19 protein-coding genes are annotated in these 19305 nt (G+C 66.1%); 10 read left to right on the top strand and 9 right to left on the bottom strand.

Annotated features, from left to right (window positions below):
- Positions 1–510 precede the first annotated feature (510 nt).
- Positions 511–1608 carry a pyridoxal-phosphate-dependent aminotransferase family protein gene (locus tag ABIB26_RS20030; protein WP_354247200.1) on the top strand — a complete coding sequence of 366 codons (1098 nt, stop codon included), beginning with the start codon at positions 511–513 and terminating at the stop codon, positions 1606–1608.
- Between the two features lie 377 nt (positions 1609–1985).
- Here the strand turns inward: ABIB26_RS20030 and ABIB26_RS20025 are convergent, their stop codons facing one another.
- The gene (locus ABIB26_RS20025; protein ID WP_354247197.1) at positions 1986–3602 is read right to left on the bottom strand and encodes an APC family permease; all 1617 of its coding nucleotides are present in this window, start codon (positions 3600–3602) and stop codon (positions 1986–1988) included.
- Positions 3603–3954: 352 nt separating this feature from the next.
- On the opposite strand from ABIB26_RS20025, the gene ABIB26_RS20020 reads away from it, so the two are divergent.
- The 3 genes from ABIB26_RS20020 to ABIB26_RS20010 all read left to right on the top strand — a co-directional run bounded on the left by ABIB26_RS20020 (position 3955) and on the right by ABIB26_RS20010 (position 5698).
- Positions 3955–4728, top strand: a complete 774-nt coding sequence (locus tag ABIB26_RS20020; protein WP_354247194.1) for a TetR/AcrR family transcriptional regulator — start codon at positions 3955–3957, stop codon at positions 4726–4728.
- Between the two features lie 530 nt (positions 4729–5258).
- Positions 5259–5471, top strand: a complete 213-nt coding sequence (locus ABIB26_RS20015) for a hypothetical protein (RefSeq protein ID WP_354247191.1) — start codon at positions 5259–5261, stop codon at positions 5469–5471.
- Positions 5468–5698 (top strand): hypothetical protein, encoded by a 231-nt coding sequence (locus ABIB26_RS20010; protein WP_354247188.1) that lies wholly within the window; start codon positions 5468–5470, stop codon positions 5696–5698. Before ABIB26_RS20015 ends, ABIB26_RS20010 begins: the two co-directional genes overlap by 4 nt.
- A gap of 92 nt (positions 5699–5790) precedes the next feature.
- On the opposite strand, the gene ABIB26_RS20005 is transcribed toward ABIB26_RS20010, so the two are convergent.
- Positions 5791–6432 carry a TetR/AcrR family transcriptional regulator gene (locus tag ABIB26_RS20005; RefSeq protein ID WP_354247186.1) on the bottom strand — a complete coding sequence of 214 codons (642 nt, stop codon included), beginning with the start codon at positions 6430–6432 and terminating at the stop codon, positions 5791–5793.
- 149 nt (positions 6433–6581) lie between these two features.
- Here ABIB26_RS20005 and ABIB26_RS20000 point away from each other — a divergent pair, with 149 nt between their 5' ends.
- Both ABIB26_RS20000 and ABIB26_RS19995 read left to right on the top strand, forming a co-directional pair.
- Positions 6582–7625 (top strand): agmatine deiminase family protein, encoded by a 1044-nt coding sequence (locus ABIB26_RS20000; protein WP_354247183.1) that lies wholly within the window; start codon positions 6582–6584, stop codon positions 7623–7625.
- Complete coding sequence (locus tag ABIB26_RS19995) at positions 7625–9346, top strand: amidase (RefSeq protein ID WP_354247180.1); 1722 nt, start codon at positions 7625–7627, stop codon at positions 9344–9346. The genes ABIB26_RS20000 and ABIB26_RS19995 overlap by 1 nt, the downstream gene beginning before the upstream one ends.
- 472 nt (positions 9347–9818) lie before the next feature.
- On the opposite strand, the gene ABIB26_RS19990 is transcribed toward ABIB26_RS19995, so the two are convergent.
- From ABIB26_RS19990 to ABIB26_RS19975, 4 genes are read right to left on the bottom strand one after another with little or no spacing between them, the layout of a single operon-like run.
- Positions 9819–11210, bottom strand: a complete 1392-nt coding sequence (locus ABIB26_RS19990) for a GntP family permease (protein ID WP_354247177.1) — start codon at positions 11208–11210, stop codon at positions 9819–9821.
- Between the two features lie 22 nt (positions 11211–11232).
- Positions 11233–11868, bottom strand: a complete 636-nt coding sequence (locus ABIB26_RS19985; RefSeq protein ID WP_354247174.1) for a bifunctional 4-hydroxy-2-oxoglutarate aldolase/2-dehydro-3-deoxy-phosphogluconate aldolase — start codon at positions 11866–11868, stop codon at positions 11233–11235.
- Entirely contained in the window at positions 11858–13516 is a 1659-nt protein-coding gene (locus ABIB26_RS19980) for an N-acyl-D-amino-acid deacylase family protein (RefSeq protein WP_354247171.1), read from the bottom strand. The genes ABIB26_RS19985 and ABIB26_RS19980 overlap by 11 nt, the downstream gene beginning before the upstream one ends.
- Positions 13517–13525: 9 nt before the next feature.
- Positions 13526–14866, bottom strand: coding sequence for an alanine racemase (locus ABIB26_RS19975; RefSeq protein ID WP_354247168.1), 1341 nt, complete (start codon positions 14864–14866; stop codon positions 13526–13528).
- 210 nt (positions 14867–15076) lie between these two features.
- Between ABIB26_RS19975 and ABIB26_RS19970 the strand changes: the two genes are divergently transcribed.
- The 3 genes from ABIB26_RS19970 to ABIB26_RS19960 are packed head-to-tail and all read left to right on the top strand — an operon-like array spanning position 15077 to position 17282.
- Positions 15077–16123, top strand: a complete 1047-nt coding sequence (locus ABIB26_RS19970) for a sugar kinase (protein WP_354247165.1) — start codon at positions 15077–15079, stop codon at positions 16121–16123.
- Positions 16120–16881, top strand: coding sequence for an IclR family transcriptional regulator (locus ABIB26_RS19965; RefSeq protein ID WP_354247163.1), 762 nt, complete (start codon positions 16120–16122; stop codon positions 16879–16881). The genes ABIB26_RS19970 and ABIB26_RS19965 overlap by 4 nt, the downstream gene beginning before the upstream one ends.
- Positions 16878–17282, top strand: a complete 405-nt coding sequence (locus ABIB26_RS19960) for a RidA family protein (protein WP_354247160.1) — start codon at positions 16878–16880, stop codon at positions 17280–17282. The genes ABIB26_RS19965 and ABIB26_RS19960 overlap by 4 nt, the downstream gene beginning before the upstream one ends.
- 17 nt (positions 17283–17299) lie before the next feature.
- Here the strand turns inward: ABIB26_RS19960 and ABIB26_RS19955 are convergent, their stop codons facing one another.
- The 3 genes from ABIB26_RS19955 to ABIB26_RS19945 all read right to left on the bottom strand — a co-directional run bounded on the left by ABIB26_RS19955 (position 17300) and on the right by ABIB26_RS19945 (position 19009).
- Positions 17300–17734: a rhodanese-like domain-containing protein gene (locus tag ABIB26_RS19955; RefSeq protein WP_354247157.1), complete on the bottom strand. Its 435-nt coding sequence runs from the start codon at positions 17732–17734 to the stop codon at positions 17300–17302.
- Complete coding sequence (locus tag ABIB26_RS19950; RefSeq protein ID WP_354247154.1) at positions 17731–18312, bottom strand: IclR family transcriptional regulator domain-containing protein; 582 nt, start codon at positions 18310–18312, stop codon at positions 17731–17733. The genes ABIB26_RS19955 and ABIB26_RS19950 overlap by 4 nt, the downstream gene beginning before the upstream one ends.
- A gap of 121 nt (positions 18313–18433) precedes the next feature.
- Positions 18434–19009: an amino acid ABC transporter ATP-binding protein gene (locus ABIB26_RS19945; protein ID WP_354247211.1), complete on the bottom strand. Its 576-nt coding sequence runs from the start codon at positions 19007–19009 to the stop codon at positions 18434–18436.
- A 63-nt stretch (positions 19010–19072) separates the two neighbouring features.
- On the opposite strand from ABIB26_RS19945, the gene ABIB26_RS19940 reads away from it, so the two are divergent.
- Positions 19073–19267 (top strand): hypothetical protein, encoded by a 195-nt coding sequence (locus ABIB26_RS19940; protein WP_354247152.1) that lies wholly within the window; start codon positions 19073–19075, stop codon positions 19265–19267.
- Positions 19268–19305: the final 38 nt, after the last annotated feature.

The following is a 19305-nucleotide window of genomic DNA, read 5'->3' as shown; positions in this document are numbered from 1 at the left end:
TTGCAACCGCTTGTCGAGACTGTAGTACCTATCTTGAGACGAAGTGCCCTAATGCTTCAACTAAGTTGAGATTGCGTCACTTTAGATGAGACAGGACACGTAGGCTGACCGATTCAATGAGAAAACTGACAACTATGTTGAGACCGGACATGCAAGACGGCGTACCCCAAGATTTGGTTAAGCAACGCGACAGAACGCCGGTTGTCGGCGTTATGAAATCTGCCAAATACGGCTGATGGTGCTTCAAATTCTCCGGATCCTTGTACCGTGTCCCGGCTCAACTGCTCAACCGGCCCACTTCCGCCGCTCCGGCTGCAGAGAGTACAGCCTGCGCGCCTGGGCCGATTCGCATCGGCTACGACGGTTTTCCCAACATCACGCGTGAGCTGATGGCGCGGGGTGGGACGAGAATGACATCATCAAGATCCTGCGCGGAAATTTCATCGACCTCTATTCGGGTAGTGGGTTGAGCCGGGCAGCTGGCAGGTCAGCCGCAACGAAGGAGTTCCAGTGCCAGACATTTTGACCTCCCGGTTCCTGTTCGGTCCGGGACCGAGCAACTGCTACCCGGAAGTGACCGCCGCGTTGGCGCATCCGGTGATTGGGCACCTGGATCCGGTCTTCATCGAACGGCTGGACAACACCTGCGAGGGCCTCCGCACGGTCTGGGGGACTAAGAATGCCTGCACGCTGCCGTTGAGCGCCACCGGTTCCGGCGGCATGGAGGCGGCTTTCGTGAACACAGTGGCTGACGGCGATGTGGCAGTGATCGCCGTCAACGGCCTGTTCGGTGAGCGCATGTGTGAGGTGGCCCGCCGCTGCGGCGCGACCGTGGTTCGTGTAGACCATGACTGGGGCACGCCCATCGACGTCGAACGCGTTCTGACGGCTCACCCGCGGCCGAAGGTGATTGCGGCCGTCCACGCCGAAACCTCAACTGGAGTACTGTCCGACGTCGCATCGCTCGGGCAGAACAAGGGAGATGCGCTGCTCATAGTAGACGCCGTGACGTCCATCGGCGGGCTGGAACTCCTTGCGGACGACTGGGGAATCGACGTCGGCTACGCCTGCACTCAGAAATGCCTCGGCGTGCCGCCGGGGTTATCGCCCTTCACGGTGTCGGGTAGAGCCTTCGAGCGAAGGATTGAGAATCCCCGCTCCTGGTACTTGGATATCGGCCTGTTGGGCGGTTACGTCGGGGCCGCCAGCGGCAGCGGTCGGACGTACCATCACACGGCGCCGGTTACCATGATCGCCGGCCTCGAGGCGGGCTTGCGCAGGATCCTGGCCGAGGGACTGGATGCGGTCCAGGCGCGCCACCGCGCGGCAGGGGCTGCGTTGCAGGCGGGGCTCCAGGAGATGGGTCTTGAGCTGTTCGCGGCCGAGGGCCACCGGCTGCCCAGCCTTACCACCGTCAAGGTCCCAGACGGTGTCGACTCAGCGGCCGTACGGCGTTATCTTCTGGAGCATTTCAGCATCGAGATTGGCTCTGGAGCGGGCAGCTATGCTTCCAGCGTCTGGCGGATCGGGATGATGGGCCCCAACGCAAATGCCGCGTCAGTGACTCTGGTGCTGGGGGCTCTCAAGGAAGCTATCGCCTCTGCCTAGCCAAAGACTCTCCGGGAAAACACTGATTCGAGTGCCTCTTTACACCGGCACCAACAGCTGTGAGGTGAATGCCGGGTCTTGGACCAGTTCTCGATGATGGCCTTCCGGACATCACCTCAGGAACCTCATCCCCCGGCATGGCCACTCCCTCGTTCGCACGGCATTCCACATCTCCAGCGTCATCAACTGGCGCTGGTACGACCAGTTCAACCACTTCACCCACGCCATGGAAATCTACGACACACTGGCCGGGGACCAGCCGCGGCATGGCCAAAGCCAGGCCATTGTTGCCGCCTCAAGACTGTTTGACTATGTCGAACTTTCGACGCCTCTTAATTGCGGAACAGCATCCAAGGATCCGTCGGGTGGGGGCCGGCCTACTCCGGGACCACCAGCGCCGGGGTGTCCTTGCGCAGCGTTTCGCCCCGGAAGAAGCCCGGCCGGCGCAAGTACGTGATGGCCATGACCACCAGGCCCAACGCCAGCAGACCAATCCCGATCAGGAACACCAGCCCGATCCCGAACAGCTCAGAGCCGCTGCCGAACTCGGGGGCCCAGCTGTCCACCGCCGTCTGGAAGAACACCACGGTGAGGACCAGGCCGCCCAGCACCGGGAACAGCAGCCGCATGAAGAAGTTGCGGACGCTGGAGAACAGGCTGTGCCGGAAGTACCACGTGCAGGCGAACGCCGTGAGGGCGTAGTAGAAGCAGATCATGAGCCCCAGCGCCAGGATGGTGTCATTGAGGACGTTCTCGCTGACCACCTTCATGATCGCGTAGAACCCGCCGGAGATGGCGCCGGCCATGATCGTGGCATAGCCCGGCGAGCCGAAGCGCTTGCTGACCGTCGCAAAGCGCGGCGGCAGGGCCCCGTAGTGGCCCATGGCCAGCAGGCTGCGCGCGGGGGATGCCATGGTGGACTGCAGGGACGATGCGGTGCCGGACAGCACGGCCAGGGACATCAGGATGGCCAGCGGGCCCATCACCGGAGAGGCGAGGGCGGCGAAGGCGTTCGACTGGTTGTCCGGGTTGTTCAGTCCGATGCCGTCGGCGCCGGTGCCGGCCACCATCATGGTGGCCACGATCACGGCGATGTACAGGCCGAGGACGGCGACGGCCGTCGTCGTGCCGGCCTTGCCGGCGGTGCCCTTGCCGCCCTTGGTCTCCTCGTTGACCGTCAGGCACACGTCCCAGCCCCAGTACACGAAGACCGCCAGGGACATGCCGGCGGCAAACTGGTCGAACCCGGAGATCTTGGCCGGATTGAACCAGTCCCAGCTGAAGCTGATGGCCGTGGGGGTGTCGCCGGAGACCGCGTGCGTGAGGGCCATGACAATGAACAGGCCCAGCACCAGCACCTGGAAGCCCACCATGGAGTACTGCACCAGCTTGGTCGCGTGCAGGCCGCGGTAGCTGACCCAGACCGCCAGCGCCACGAAGGCCAGACACGTGGCGATGTTCAGCGCCTTGTTGCCGGTCAGGTCAGCCAGCGCGGGATCGTTGAACACCTGAGCCAGGAAGAGGTAGAAGAAGTCCACCGCGACGCCGGCCAGGTTGGAGAGCACAATGATGTTCGCCGCCAGCAGTCCCCAGCCGCCCATCCAGCCGACGAACGGGCCGAAGGCCTTGGTGGTCCAGGTGAAGGTGGTGCCGCTGTCCGGTGAATCGGCGTTCAGTTCGCGGTAGGCGAAGGCCACCAGGATCATGGGGATGAACGCGATGATGAAGATGGCCGGCAGTTGCAGGCCGACAGCGTTGACGGTTGGGCCCAGCGAGCTGGTCAGGCTGTAGGCGGGCGCCACCGAGGAGATGCCCAGCACGACGACGGCGAGCAGACCCAGTTGGCCACCCTTGAGTCCCTTCCCCGTGATGCCGTGTTTGGTGTCGGCCGGGTCGTGCGGCTCGGGCTGATGGTGGCGCCCCGCCAGTCCACGCCGGTCCGGCGTGGACTGGTCCGCGACGGGAGCGTCCCACGGCTGATCTTGGCTGGTCATTCGACTCATGATCGGGCCTTTCTAGGCAGGCGGTGAATCCAGCAGCGGTTCCTGCTGGGTGGTGCAGCGGATGCCTCCGCCGCGGCCGCGTCCGGGATCCAGCAGATGGACCCGATTCCCGGACCTGGGCACGTTTTCGGCGGATCCAGTTTTGTCAGTTCAAGCGTGATTGCCAGGTGAGTCGTGGATCACAAAATGAACGGAATTCATTTAGTATGGGGTCTGCACCACCACCTACGCAAGGGGGAAGCAAGGTTATTCATATATTGCGGGGAAGGTCCCGGCTGTTTTGCCGGAGTACCGGAAGATGCTGATGGAATACTGGTGGAGACCGCCCGCAGAAAGGCCAGCTATGCCGGCAGTACCCGCCGCCTCCGGAAGCACCACCCTCGGTAACACTCCGGGAGGCGCTGCCCCGGCGGATGCCGCCCAGCGTGACGTTGCCCAGCGTGACGTTGCCCAGCGGGCGCCGAAAGCCGAGGCCGGGGGGAAACGCCGCGCGGGCCGGCCAGTGGCGGCGGTCCTTGACAAGGCGGGCCTCACCGCCGCCGCATTGCAGCTCATTGAAAGGAAGGGCTATGACGGCCTCACGATGGCCGCGCTGGCCCGCTCACTGAACGTGGCGCCGTCGGCCCTTTATAACCATGTGGAATCCAAACGCGACGTGCTACTCCTCGTGGAGGACCACCTCACCGCACTAGTTGATGTCTCAGCCTTCAGCTCCGGGCCCTGGGAGGAAGCTGTGCGGAAATGGGCGTGGAGCTACCGCGACGTGTTTTCGCGGCACACCCCGCTGATTCCGGTCATCGCCGTACTGCCCGTAACCGATGCCCCGCAAACACTCGCGATGTACGAGACCGTGAGCGCAGGCTTCCGCGACGCAGGCTTCCCGGCAGGGCGGATCGTCTCCTCCATCGTGGCACTGGAGTCGTTTATCTTCGGCTCGGCCTACGACGTGACCGCGCCCGCGGACATCTTTGACTCCGGCTCCATGGCCGAGGCGACCCCAAGCTTCACCGGCGCGGTGCGCAGCCTGGCCACGCAGGGCCACGCGAATCCGGCCAATGTGGCGTTCACGCTCGGGCTCGAGGCGCTGATCTCTGGACTCGGGGCACTGCGGCAGTAACCTGCGGGAATAGGGGAAAGCGCGGTCATCTCCGTTCTTGGGTGTCGGTCGGGCATGCTGACCCGGGGTCGGGAAACCCCTGAGAAGCTCGAATACACCAGCGACCCCTCATATGGTTCGAGAACCCGTCCCGTTCATGAAGACCTCGAAAATGTTCAAACGTTGGGAATTCGTCCCCTGTGCCCCCGCATAGGCCCTGCTCTGGACGCGGCTCTGCGGACATGCGCGGCGTCAAAAGTGCCCTTGCCGTTATGCCTCGTCCTCCAGCCGTACCTGATCTGCGGCGTTTCTGCACACACTCCGGTTGACAATCCTATGGTTCTCAGCCAATAATGAATGCTATTCATTTACTGTGACGCTGCTCTCATGACGGCACCCGCAAGCGGCGTCGCGGTCTTTCCGTCAGAGCCAGAGCCCCATCAACGGCGACAATGCGTTGGCTGCAAGGCGCGCCCACGCCCCGGAGACAGGCATCATCGTGCTTGTCCTAGCACTGAAAACCTACGTATCGCTCCAAGAAAGGCGACATCATGAACGGCGGCACAGAGCACGAGTGGAACAACCTGATCGGCCGGCCGGTGCAGGTGTGGAAGAACGGGCACCTCATCCGGACCGGCTACGTGGACGACGTCGCCCAGGCTGCCGGTGCCCTCTGGCTCGAAGGCCATGGCGTGGAAGGGCGGGCGCTCTATCAAAAAGCGGACGGCTATTCTGCCAAACCGGTCTGCGAGGCGGCGCCGTGAACCTCATAGCCGATGCCGAAACCACGCTGAGCATTGATGTCGTGGCCCAGGACCGCGAGTCGATGGACCGCGGCCTCAATGCCGCCGTGGAACAAATGACGGAAGTCGCGGTCCGGCTTGCCACCCACGGCATCCTGGTGACCCGCCTCGACGACAGGCTCTGCCGCGTCGGGCTGAGCGAGCTCGTCCCCTTCGGCTACACGGAACAGCGCGACTGCCGAACGTGATTCTCCGACATTCTGCGGTGCACCGCCGCTTCGACGGCACTGGCGTGCAGTTCGCCCAATGAGACGGCCAAGGAGGCTAAGGCGGAAGGGCGTCAGCCCTCGGGAGAACGCTGCTGCCGCAGCGAACCGCGCGCGGCGCCCACCATGCCTTCGACAGCGCGGGCCAGGTGCGTGCCGCGGTCGTTGACGCCGTCCCAGCGCACCAGCGACTGGGCGTTCAACCCGTCGATCATCCCCAGGATCTGCCAGGCGACGGACGCGGTGTCTGAAGTCTCGAACTCCCCCGCCGCAATGCCAGCCTCGACGACGCCCTGCAGCACCCCCTGCCATGCATCCATTCGCTCACGGACGCACACGGCGAGGGCCTCGTTCCGGCGCCCCAGAGTCCACGCATCCACCCAGATCGCCGTTACGTCGAGGCGGCTGCCGTCCAGCAGGGTGTCCAGGAGAAACGCAAGCCGATCCAGCGGGGACGGAAGGCGGTCCAGCATACCCGCCACCTCATCTGTCTCGGCCGCGACGATCGCGGTGAAGGTGGCCGCCACCAGCGCGTCCATATTGGGCTGGTAGTGCGCCACCAGACCTGAGGCCACGCCGGCCCGCGCCGCCACACGGCGTAGCGTGATCGCCGGAAGCCCCCGCTCAAGGGCGAGTTCCCGGGCGGCTTCGGCGATTTCGGCGGCGCGCTCTGCCGGCGCCTTCCGGACAGCGCGTTTCTGGGGGGAACTTGACATCACAGAACAGTCTAAAGTAAGTTCTCAGCAATTATTGATCGGGCGATCAACAACGCTGGGACGCGCGCTTGGGAGCCGCAATCACAGCGGCAGTGCGCCCCGGCGAGGATGTCTGCACATCCACCCCACGAACAACAGAGGAGTCCTCCATGGCTTGGAGAATGCCAGCCGAAACCGCACCCCACGAGCGCACCTGGATGGCGTTCCCCCGCACCGGCCTGACCCTTGGCGAGGACGCCGGTTCAGCCGAGGAAGCGTACAGGGCCTGGACTGCCGTCGCACTCGCGGTTGCCGAGTTCGAGCCGGTCACCATGGTGGTGGACCCGAGCGAGCGGCAGCGCGCCCGCCGCCTGCTCGGCAGCGGCATCGAGCAGCTTGAGGCCCCCCTTGACGAGTTCTGGATGCGCGACGTCGGACCGAGCTTCGTCGTCGACGACGAACGTCCCGGCGTGCTCGGCGCGGTGGACTGGGTCTTCAACGGCTGGGGTGCACCCAAATGGTCCGAATGGGAGAAGAGCGCCGAGATAGCCCGCTTCGTGGCCGAAAAGTCCGGTGCGGAGCTCGTGAGCTCGCTGCTGGTCAACGAGGGCGGTGCCATCCACGTCGACGGCGAGGGCACCGTGCTCGTGACCGAAACCGTGCAGCTGGACCCGGGCCGGAACCCGTACTCGGACAAAGCCCGCGTCGAGGCGGAGCTGGCACGCACCATCGGTGCCAGCAAGACCGTCTGGGTGCCGCGCGGCCTGACCCGCGACTACGAGGATCTGGGCACCCGCGGCCACATCGACATGGTGGCCACCCTGTCCTCCCCCGGCCAGGTCCTGCTGCATACCCAGACGAATCCCGAGCATCCCGATTACGAGGTCAGCCGCACACTGCAAGCGTTCTTCGAAACCCAGACGGACGCCGCAGGCAGGCCCTTTGAGATTGTCCAGATGCCGGCTCCGGAGACACTGCGCGACGAGGAGGGCTACGTGGATTGGAGCCACGTCAACCATCTTGTGGTCAACGGCGGTGTGATCGCCTGCGGCTACGGCGAAGCGCGGGCGGACGCGATGGCCGCGGAAATCCTCGGGGAGGCCTACCCTGGCCGCCGAGTGGTCACCGTGGACGCCCGCCCGATTCTGGCCCGTGGTGGGGGCATCCACTGCATCACCCAGCAGCAGCCCAAGCTCGAGCCGACGGTGGCGTGATGACGGGATTCGACGTCGTCGAGGCGTCCATCGCCCAGCTGCGAGCCGCCTTGGAATCCGGACAGGTCAGCAGTGAGGAACTCACGCAGGCCTACCTTGACCGCATCGAAGCCTACGACCGCAACGGCATTAAGCTGAACGCGCTCGTCGTCATGAACCACGATGCTTTGGCGGACGCCCGGGCATCTGACGAGCGGCGGGCCAGGGGCACGACGCTCGGCCCGCTGGACGGCATCCCGTACACGGCCAAGGACAGCTATCTGGCGAAGGGCCTCACTGCCGCCGCCGGTTCTCCTGCCTTCGAGCACCTCGCGGCACACCGCGACGCGTTCACCATTGAACGCCTGCGGGCGTCAGGCGCGGTGCTGATCGGCCTCACGAATATGCCACCCATGGCCAACGGCGGCATGCAGCGCGGGGTCTACGGCCGCGCCGAGAGCCCCTACAACGCCGATTTTCTCACCGCGGCCTTCGGCTCCGGCTCCTCCAACGGCTCGGGTAGCGCGACGGCGGCAAGCTTCGCGGCATTCGGCCTCGGGGAGGAGACGTGGTCCAGCGGGCGGGCACCGGCGTCGAACAACGCGCTGTGCGCGTACACGCCGTCGCGCGGGGTCATCTCGGTGCGCGGCAACTGGCCGCTGGTGCCGACCATGGACGTGGTGGTGCCGCACACGCGTTCCATGGCGGACCTGCTGGAAGTGCTGGATGTGATAGTGGCGGACGACGCCGAAACGCGAGGCGATTTTTGGCGGGTGCAGCCGTGGGTTGAGATCCCGGCCGCTTCCTCGCTCCGCCCGGCCTCCTACCCTGCGCTGGCGCCAGAAGATGCCGACGCCGCCCGGGCGGCTTTGAAGGGCAAGCGCTTGGGAGTGCCCCGCATGTACGTCAACGCGGATCCCGACGCCGGCAGCAGCGAGAAGCCCGGTATCGGCGGATCCACCGGCCAGCGCATCCAAACGCGCGACTCGGTGATGGAACTGTGGGCTGCGGCACGGCGCGCTCTTGAGGCGGCCGGCGCCGAGGTTGTACTGGTCGATTTTCCTGTGGTTTCCAACTATGAAGGAGACCGCCCCGGCGCACCAACCATCGCCACGCGCGGCCTGGTGAGCCCGGAATACCTGCAGCGGGAAATCATGGATCTCTCGGCCTGGGCCTGGGACGACTTCCTCGCAGCCAACGGCGACCCGGCACTGAACAGCTTGGCTGCCGTTGACGGCGGCACGATCTTCCCCCACGCGGAAGGAGCACTCCCGGACCGCTATACCGGATTCGACGACGACATCGCCGAGTTCCCAGCGCACGTCCGCGAGCACGGCGTTTCATCGCTCACCGAGATCCCGCATCTTGAAGGCGGGCTACGAGGCCTGGAGGAGACCCGCCGCGTGGACCTGGAGGAGTGGATGGACAAACTAGGACTGGATGCTGTGCTGTTCCCCGCTTCCGCCGACGTCGGGCCGTCGGACATGGACGTAAACGAGGCTTCGGCAGATCTCGGCTGGCGCAACGGTGTGTGGGTCGCCAACGGCAACCTGGTGCCGCGTCACCTGGGCATCCCGACCGTCACCGTGCCGATGGGAACCCTGTCCGATATCCGCATGCCCGTCGGGCTCACCATCGCGGGGCGGGCCTACGACGACACCTCACTGCTGACACTGGCCGCCGCGTTTGAGGCGACAGGTTCTCGCCGAACAGCTCCCCCACGGACGCCGCCGCTGGCGTAAGCCGTCGGCGCATGCGAGACACGGATGAGCGCATCGCGCAGGCCTGCCAGCCGCTCGTTGATGCAGGGGCCAATTGGCGCGGTTTTTTCTGTCCTGTCTCAGTCTTGTTGGCAAAAATCTCATTAGACATGGCAGCCTGCGGGATCGTGTCCCCTGTCTCATTTAAGCTGGCACCGTGTCCGTTGGTGGAGCTCTGAGGTCGTTGCCGGTGAACGCGACAGGATCCGTGGCGTTGCGGGCACCAGGGCGGCCGGGATCGTGCTGCCGGACGGTGAACACACCAGCCGGCGCGGGAACAAGAAACTCAACGAGCGCTGTCCTTTCTCCACCTGCGCAGTACTTCACCACAGACTGGACATAGTCGATCTGGCCCGCCACGCCATGCTGGCCTTCGCCGGACAAATCGGGTGCCAGCCGATCTGCGGCAGATACCGCTTCGGTCTGCCGATGGCCAACAAAGTTCGATGAACTGCTAGACGAACTGGTAGAGCAGCGCTGCCATGCCGAAGCCGACCACGGACAGTACGGTTTCCAGGACGGTCCAGGTCTTCAGGGTGTCCTTGACGGACATGTTGAAGTACTTGGAAATGATCCAGAAGCCGCCGTCGTTCACGTGGCTGGCAATGATGGAACCCGAGGAGATGGCCACAACAATGAGGGCCAGCTGGGGCTGGGAGAAGGCGCCGGTGGTCAGGCTCGGGGCCAGGATTCCGCCGGTGGTGACGATGGCCACCGTGGCCGAGCCCTGGGCGATGCGCATGCCGGCGCTGATCACGAACGCGGAGACGATGATCGGCAGTCCGGCCTGGGACAGAGAGCCCGCCACTGCGGTGCCCACGCCGGTGGCCGAGAGCACGGCCCCGAAGAACGCACCGGCACCCACTACCAGCAGGATCATCCCGACGGGCCGAAGAGATGAGGAGGTGATTTCGCTCAACTCTGCGGAAGTCATGCCGCGTCGGGTGCCCAGCAGCCACATGGCCAACAGGACGGCTACAGTCAATGCAATGGCCGGGTTGCCGAAGAACTGCAGGGTGGAGCGGATGGGGCCTTCGGGCGAGAAGATGTTGCCGAAAGTGCCGCCCAGAATGAGGATCATCGGTAGGCCGATTGCCAGCAGCACCAGGCCGATGGACGGTTCGTGCCCTTTGGCCTCCTCGGATTCGGCGACGATCCGATCCTCGGGAACCGTGACCATGACGCGCTTGCCGATCCAGGTGCCCCAAAGGATGCCGGAGGCGAACCACGCCGGAATGCCGCAGACCAGGCCCATGAGAATGATCCAGCCGAGGTCCACATGGAACAGGCCGGCAGCAGCAACGGGTCCTGGGTGCGGCGGAAGGAACGCGTGCGTCACGGACAAGCCGGCCAGCAGCGGAAGTGCATAGAGCACCAGTGACTTTCCGCCGCGGATCGCTGCCACGTACACCAGCGGCGCCAGGACAAAGATGCCGATGTCGAAGAACACCGGGATGCCCAGCACAAAGCCGGTGATGCCCATGGCCAGCGGGGTGCCCTTTTCGCCGAAGATCTTCACCAGGCGCCCCAGCAGTACCTCCGCGCCGCCGGACCGTTCCAGGATGGCGCCCAGCACCGTTCCGAGGCCGATGATCACGGTGATGTGGCCCAGGATGCCGGCGAAGCCCTTCTCAATCAGGGCGTCGCTGCTCTTGGTGGCCGAGCCCACCAGAGCCTCCACGGAGACGCCGCCAGCGAGTGCAACGATCACGCCGGTGCCCACCAGGGCAATGAAGGGTTCGACCTTGACCTTGATGATCAGGAACAGCAGGAGGGCGATGCCCACCCCTGCCAGGAGGAGCAGGCCGGCGGTGTCGTGCCGCAGCCAGTTCAGAAACTCGTTCATGGGGGTTCTTTCGGGAGAGGGTTTAGTCGAGGACGCTGGTGAAGGCGGCGGCCCTGGCCGAAATATCGGCCCAATCGCCGGCTGCCACCGCTGCGGGGGGTACAACGCTGGTTCCGCAGCAGACGGCCGTGGCTCCGGCGTCGAGATAGCTCCTGGCGTTGGCTGCGTCGATGCCGCCGGAGGGAAGAAGCCGGATTCCGGGGTAGGGCCCCTGGAGATCCTTGAGGTAGGCCGGGCCAAGCTGCCTGGCGGGGAAGATCTTGACCACCGAGGAGCCCAGGTCCAAGGCCTGCGCCACTTCGGTGGGTGTCATGGCGCCCAGGCTGAAGGGGATGCCGGCCGCCGCGGCAACGGCCGCGACGTCCGGGCGCAGGCCCGGGGTCACCAGGAACTGCGCGCCAGCGTCGATGGCCGCCCGGGCCTGGTCGCCGGTCAGCACCGTGCCGACGCCGACCGCGGCGCCGTGCTGTGCGGCGGTCTCCGCCGCCCGCTGGACGTGCCGGAGCACGTCCGGGGTGGTGAAGGTCAGCTCCACGGTGCGGATGCCGCCGTTGGCCAGTGCCTGGCAGAGCTCCGCGGCGTCAGGGATGGCCGGGGCCCGGACCACCGCCAGGGTGCGGTCGACTTCGAGCTGCAGAATGAAATCTTCAGGAGTCATGGGTTTCGGTGCTTCCTTCCTGGGTGCGTCCGTCGCGCTGCCGGCGCAGGGCACGGCCGGCACGGGCACCGGTGGGCTGCCCGCCGGCGATCGCTGCCGTGCCGTTGACGAACACATAGTGGATGCCGGCGGACGCCTGGCGGGGGTTGTCGAACGTGGCTTCATCCCGGAGGGTGTCCGGATCGAAGAGCACCAGGTCTGCCGCGTAGCCCTCGCGGACCAGTCCGCGCCGGTGCAGCTTGAGCCGGGCTGCGGGGCGGCCGGTGAGATGGTGGACGGTTTCCTCGAGGGTGAGCAGGCCCAGGTCCCGGCAGTAGTGGCCCAGATAGCGGGTGAATGTTCCCCAGGACCGCGGGTGCGGCTTGGCGCCCACCAGGATGCCATCGCTGCCGCCGGTGTGGCTGCGATGCTTCATGATGGTCTGCACGTTTTCCTCGTGGCCGACGTGCTGCAGGATGCCGGTGCCCAGGCGGTCTTCGCGCAGGATCTCCACGAAGACATCAAACGGCGCGGCTCCGGTTTCCGCGGCGATGCCGGCAATGGTCCTGCCCACGTGGCCGGTGAGCGCCGGGTTCTGCACGCCGCTGATTTCCAGGGTGTCCCATTCGGCCACCACTCCGTGGCAGCCGTCCGATCCGTAGATTTCCACGCTCTCCCGGATCCGGTCCACGGTGGCCGGATCGGCCAGCCGGTCGAGCGTCGCATCAGTGCCGCCGGAGGACGCCCAGCTCGGCAGGATGGCGGAGAGGGTAGTGGCGCCGGGCAGGTACGGGTAGGTGTCCAGGGTGATGTCCACGCCGTCGTCCAGCGCTTCATCGATCAGGTCCAGCAGCTCGCCTGCCCGGCCCTTGTTTTCCGCGAAGTTCATGGTGGCATGGGACAGGTGCAGGGCGCAGCCGGTGTCCCGGCTCAGGCCGATCATCTCCGCGTAGGCGTCCAGGGCTCCCTTGCCGTAGGAGCGGTGGTGCGGCGCGTAGAAGCCGCCCAGCTCGCCGACCGTCCGGCAGAGCTCCGCCAGTTCCTCCGTGCTGGCGTACATTCCCGGCGTGTAGGTCAGGCCGGAGGACATGCCCACCGCGCCCTCCTCCATGGAGGTCCGGACCACGGTCTGCATCTGTTCCAGCTGCTCCGGCGTGGCAACACCTTCGGCGAAGCCCATCACCATGGCCCGGACAGTGCCCTGCGGCACGAGGTAGGCGGCGTTGGTGGCGATCCGGCCGCCCCCGTCGGCGGTATCGAGGCGGTCCAGGTACTCGCCCACGGTCCGCCAGGAAAAGTCGAAGTCTTCGGGATTGTCGTTCCAGCCGGCAATCTTCTGCCGGACCCCGGCCAGGGTGGCGTCATCCACCGGCGCGTAGGACAGGCCGTCCTGGCCCAGGAGTTCCGTGGTCACGCCCTGGCTGAGCTTGGCGTAGTGGTCCGGCGTGATGAGGAGCTGCAGGTCCGAGTGCGCGTGCATGTCGATGAAGCCGGGGCTGAGCACCAGACCGGTGGCGTCGATCGTCCGGTCCGCGCGGGTGCCTTCCGGCGTGAGGGAACCGGCAGGAGCGAGCTCAGCGATCACGGTGCCGTCGAGGAGAACGTCCGCCGGCCGCCGGGGATCCCCGGTGCCGTCCACCAGGACGGCGTTGCTGATGAGGGTTTTCATCCGGTCCGCCTAGAAGAAGGTGTGGATGAGGTCGACGACGGTCTGGTCACGTTCCGTGTCGGCCAGCACCGGGATGAGCGTCCACTTGTCGAAGGCCGTGCACGGGTGCGAGAGGCCCAGGCGCACCACGTCCCCCGGGCGGACGGTGGTGGTGCCGGCGTCGAACGTCATGAAGGAGTGCTGGTCATTGACCGCGGTGATGCTGGCTCCGGCCAGCGGCTGCATGGGGCCGCCCAGGGCCGGGCCGATCAGCTGGGGCTGCGGCAAGCCCTCGTCCACCGGCAGGTCGCGCTTGCCGGCGTCGAGGATGGCCAGGCCCGGCTCGGGCTGGGACACGACGCGGGCCCATCCGTGCATGCCTGCGGCAAAGGGCTCGCCGCCGTCGCGGGAAAACGGCGAGATCCCGCGGTAGAAGCCGTCGTCGTGGATGATGTACGCGCCGCTGCGGATCATCAGCTCGACGGCGCGCCCGCCGTCCGCCGCGCCGGCGGAAATGCACGGAGAGAGCACGTCGACGACGTCGTCGAAGTAGGCGCTGCCGCCGGCGGTCAGAATGATGGAGGCACCGGGGGCGTAGAGGCCGCCGGCCAGCAGGTTCTCGTGGAGCTGCTTCATCTGCCCGAGGTAGCCGCGCACGGCGGCGAGGCTGTCCGGATCCGCCGTGTGTGCCAGCGAGCCTTCATAGCCGCTGACACCCACCAGGCGCAGGAACGGCGATGCCGCAACGGCCCGGGCGACGTCCAGGGCGGTGTCCACGCCGCGGGCGCCGGTACGGCCACCGGTACCGCCGAGTTCCACGAGCACATCCAGCACGGTACTGCTGCCGGCAGCTTCCAGGGCGCGCCCGATTCCGTCGATCGTGGCCGTGGAATCCACCCACGACAGGATCGGCCGGTCCGGACTGGACACGGCGGCCACCCACTCGATGGCATGGGGATCGGTGAGGCTGTTGGCCAGCTGCAGCCGTTGCACGCCGAATTCGCGCGCCACTCGAAGCTGCGCATAGTTGGCCACGGTGATTCCCCAGGCTCCGCGCTTGAGCTGTTCGGCCCACAGCTGCGGGGCCATGGTGGTTTTGCCGTGGGGGGCCAGCAGCACCCCGTGCTCGTCGCACCAGGCGGCAAGGCGGTCCATGTTGTTGCGCAGCGCCCCTGCATCCAGTGTGAGCAGGGGTGTCTGGAGGTCGCCCAGTCCGTGGCGCGCTGCTGCGAAGTCGCGTGCCGTGAGTCCGGCTGCCGTGGCGGGGACAGCCTTGTGCCGCCAATCTAGCAGGACGTTGTCCAGCTGTGCCACGGTGTGTGCCGCGATGGCTTCAGCGCCAGCGCCAGCGCCGGTGGTGGGTGTAGTCACGAGTTCGTTCCCTTCAGGAGCGCACAATAAGTCCTGCGTTGCGTATTTTGCAACGCGTGTTGCAAACCTGTTGATGATATGTCTAACATGGTGCAGGGACGGGAGTCAAGGCTGAACGCACGCCTCGGCCGCCCCTTCCGCCGTCGGACAGTTCCGCTCCACGGCTTGCTGAGTGCCGCTGCAAAGCGCAAGAGGGAGTGCAGGACTTACATGCTTTCAGCCGTATGTATTGGCGAGACAATGGCCGTGCTCACCCCGCCCCAGGACGTGCCCCTGCACGAAGCCACCCAGCTGCACGTCGGCGTCGGGGGCGCCGAATCAAACGTCGCCATGGGGTTCGCGGCCATGGGGCTGGATTCCCACTGGGTGGGCCGGGTAGGCCATGACGGCTTCGGCACCCGCATTCTGAACGAGCTGCGCAGCCACGGCGTGGGCGTCACCGGAGTCGAAGCGGACCCCCGGCTTCCCACCGGCGTGTATGTCAAGATCCCGGCCCAGGAGCCGGATCCCGACGCCGGCAGTTCAGTCCTCTACTACCGCCAGGGCTCCGCCGCCTCGGCCATGGGGCCGGCAACACTGGAGAACCCGGCCGTCGCCGGGCTGCTGGAGAAGGCAAGCCTCATCCACCTCAGCGGCATTACCGCGGCGCTGTCGGCAGGCTGCCTGGCCCTCATCGAATCCATCCTTGACGCACCCCGGCAGGGACGGATCATCAGCTTCGACGTCAACTGGCGCGCCCCGTTGTGGGCGGGACAGGAGAGCTCCGTTCTGCGGGACCTGGCCAACCGGGCCGACGTCGTCCTGGTGGGCAAGGACGAGGCCGGGCATGCCTTCGGCACCACCGACGAAGCAGAGCTCCGCCGCCTGCTTCCGGCCCCGGAGGTGCTGGTCATCAAGAACGAGGCCATCAGCGCCATAGCCCTGGGCCGGGACGGCACCCGCGAGGAAGTTCCCGCACTGTCCGTGGACGTGCTGGAACCTGTGGGAGCCGGCGACTCCTTCGCCGCCGGATACCTAAGTGGCATGCTGTTCGGACTCAATCACAAAGCAAGTCTCCGCAGGGGCCACGTCAGCGCCGCCTGCACCCTCACCGTCCAGGGTGACCGCGGCCCGCTGCCCGAAGCCGGGCTGATGTCCGCCATCCTGGACAGCAGCGATGCCCAGTGGGCCGGAACGCATGTTTCACGCGGACAGTTCAGCGCCCCCGGCCTCCCGACCGGCCTGGAGGCCGGGACACGCGGGCCGGCGGCATCATGAGCCAAAGCCTGCTGCGGGCCCTGGACCTGTTGGATGCACTGGCCGGGCAGCCCGCAACCCTGGACGAACTCGCGTCCAAGGCCTCGGTCCACAAGACCACCGTGATGCGCCTGCTGCATGCCCTCGAGGAGAAGAGGTTCGTGGTCCGTGACGAGCAGCAACGGTTCCGGCTCGGCTCCAAGCTGTTCGAACTTTCGTCGCTGGCCCTGGAACAGCGGGACATCCGCGCCGTGGCCCGCCCGCACCTGGCCGAACTCAACGCCCTCACCGGGCACACCATCCACCTGGCTGCCTTCGAAGGCAACGAAGTGGTGTACATCGACAAGTTCGAATCCCACCACCCGGTCAGGATGTACTCCCGGATCGGGCTCACCGCGGCCCTGCACTCGGCCGCCGTCGCCAAGGTGCTCCTCGCCGACATGCCGCGCAGCCGGCAGGAACGGATCGCCGCCGGCCTTGACTACATCAAGGTCACGGACAACACCCTGACCTCACCCGAGGCCCTGCTCGCCGAACTGGAGCAGGTCAAGGCACAGGGTTGGGCCCAGGACAACGCCGAACATGAGGCCTTTGTGCACTGCGTCGCGGCACCCATCAGGGATGCCAGCGGCGCAGTGGTAGCTGCCGCCTCCTGCTCGGTGCCGGTGGTCATGCTCAGCTACGAAGGCCTGCTGGGCCTGCTCCCCGGACTCAAAGCCAGCACCGATGCCATCTCGCATGACCTCGGCTGGATCAACCACGAAAGGACCACCCCATGAGTGAAAAGACAGTAGTACTGACCGAGAACGCCCCCGCCCCGGCGCACGTTTTCTCGCAGGGCATCCAGAAGGGCGGCTTCTTCCAAGTCTCCGGGCAGGGCCCCATGGACCCCGCCACCAACCAGTACATCGGCGAAGGCGACGTCCGCGTCCAGACCCGCCGCACGCTGGAAAACGTCAAGGCCATCCTGGAAGCCGGCGGCTCCTCGGTGGAAGACGTGCTGATGTTCCGCGTCTACCTGACCACCCGCGATGACTTCGCCGCCATGAACGACGTCTACGGCGAGTTCATCCGCGAAAACGTCCCCAGCGGCGCCCTTCCCAGCCGCACCACGGTGTTCGTGGACCTGCCGCACGAAGTGATGCTCGTGGAAATCGACGCGCTGGCGATCACCGCGTAGGTCTCCACCGCAAGGAATTAGGACGCCGGCGGCGTCAGTTCCGGGGCGGCCGGCAGATGGGCAGTCACCAGCCTGTCTGCCGTCCCGGCGCTGACGCCATCTGCCGTTTCAACCGGCAAGCCGTTTCTGGCCCAATACTCAATGCCGCCGGTCATCTCCCGCACCGGGTACCCGAGCTCAGCGAAAGCCAAGGCGGCGAAGGTGCTGCCGTTGCAGCCCGGACCCCACGAGTAGACCACCACGTTGGTGCCGGCCGGAATCAGGCCCTGGGCCTGCTCCGGGATGTGCGCCGTGGGCAAGTGGAGGGCTCCCTGGATGTGGCCGTGCTCCCAGGAGACCCTGCGCCGGGTGTCCACCAGCACCATGCCGCCGCCCGGCAGGCTGTCCGCAACGTCCATCACGTCGATCTCGAAGTGCAGCTTGGCGCGGAAGTACTCGGCAGCGGGGTTCATGCCCGGCCCAGTCCGAGCTCCGCAAGCCCGGCGCTGGCCCCCCGCGAGACGAGCTCCGCGGAGATCCGCAGGCTGGCTTCTGTGTCCACAGCCCCCACTTCGCTGACCCGCTTGGCGGTCATCCCTGAAGACAGTGAGGAAACGCTCAGGGCAGCCACCACGTGATCGTCGCTGCCAAATATCGGAGCCGCCACGCAGCGCACTTCCGGCTCGTTTTCACGGTCGCCAACGGAGCAGCCGTGGCGCCGGATGGCAGTGAATTCAGCCCGGAGCAGCTCCGGATCCGTGATGGTCCTGTCCGTGAACGGCCTGAGCTCCCCGGCCAGTACCGTGGCCACCACTTCATCGGGACAGTACGCCATCATGGCATTCCCCACCGCCGTGCAGTACTCCGGCATGGTGGCACCCACCCTGGAGGCCATCCGCACCGTGCCTCGGCGGCCACCTTGTCCAGGTGCGGCGGTCAGCGCCGGCGACAGGGACGTCTTGCCATGAAACGCGATATCAATGCGGTGATCAGAACAGTATTCGGCCACGGCGCCCAGGTTGTGTTCAAGAGCGGCTTCTTGGAGCACCATGACGGGCGAAAATACTTCCCCCGCAAAGACCTGCATTCCGGCAGGGGCCGGGTTCCGGCCGCTGCCGGGTGCGGACTTGTACAACGGGTCCGCACCCGGCGACGGCTTGCTCCACGGCTGCTCAGACCTCAAGGACCCGGTGCAGGAACTGCTTGGTGCGGTCGTTGCGAGGATTACCGAAGACCTCTTCCGGAGTGCCTTGTTCGGCGATGACGCCCTGGTCCATGAAGACCACACGGTCCGCCGTCTGCCGCGCGAAGCTCATTTCGTGGGTCACCACGACCATGGTCATTCCTTCGCTGGCGAGTGTCCGCATCACGCTGGTGACTTCACCGACCAGCTCGGGATCGAGGGCAGAGGTGGCTTCGTCAAAGAACATGATGCTGGGCTCCACTGCGAGGGCGCGTGCGATTGCGACGCGCTGCTGCTGGCCACCGGAGAGCTGGGAGGGGTAGTTGCCCGCTCTTTCCGTCAGTCCCACGTGTTCCAGCGCTTGCATGGCTTTGGCTTTGGCCGCAGTGGCCGGCATCTTGCGCGCCTTGACCAGAGCCAGGGTGACGTTGCCGAGCGCGGTCAAGTGCGGGAAGAGATTGAACTGCTGGAACACCATGCCCACGTGACCGCGGATTTCCTTGGCCCGTCGCGGGTCATGGCGGAGAACTGATCGCTCACAAACGTTCGTTTGAGACCTTCGCAGCGTTTCCCGGCCGGAAGCCGCGGCGCAGGCTGGTCAAAAGATCCACAGGCCGGGAGGGTAACCATGATGGGTTTGAACAGGGCTGCCCACAGTGTTCAGGACCGAACGGCCGGCGGGGTGAAGCACGCCCTCGCAGTCGTCCACGGCGTCACTGTGGAACTCGCCTCGCTGGACCGGGCACGCTCGAACCAAAGCATCGCGGCCGCCGAACGGAGCTGGGAACATATGGGGAAGCTGCGTAACCACTCCCGAACATAAATGGAACTGTGCCGCGGGGAGTCAGCCGCCACACCCCA

Origin of the sequence: Arthrobacter sp. UYEF20 (assembly GCF_040546335.1) — a bacterium.
Taxonomy (GTDB): domain Bacteria; phylum Actinomycetota; class Actinomycetes; order Actinomycetales; family Micrococcaceae; genus Arthrobacter.
Note: the sequence above shows the minus strand (reverse complement) of the source record. Positions and strands in the feature narration are given on the sequence as shown.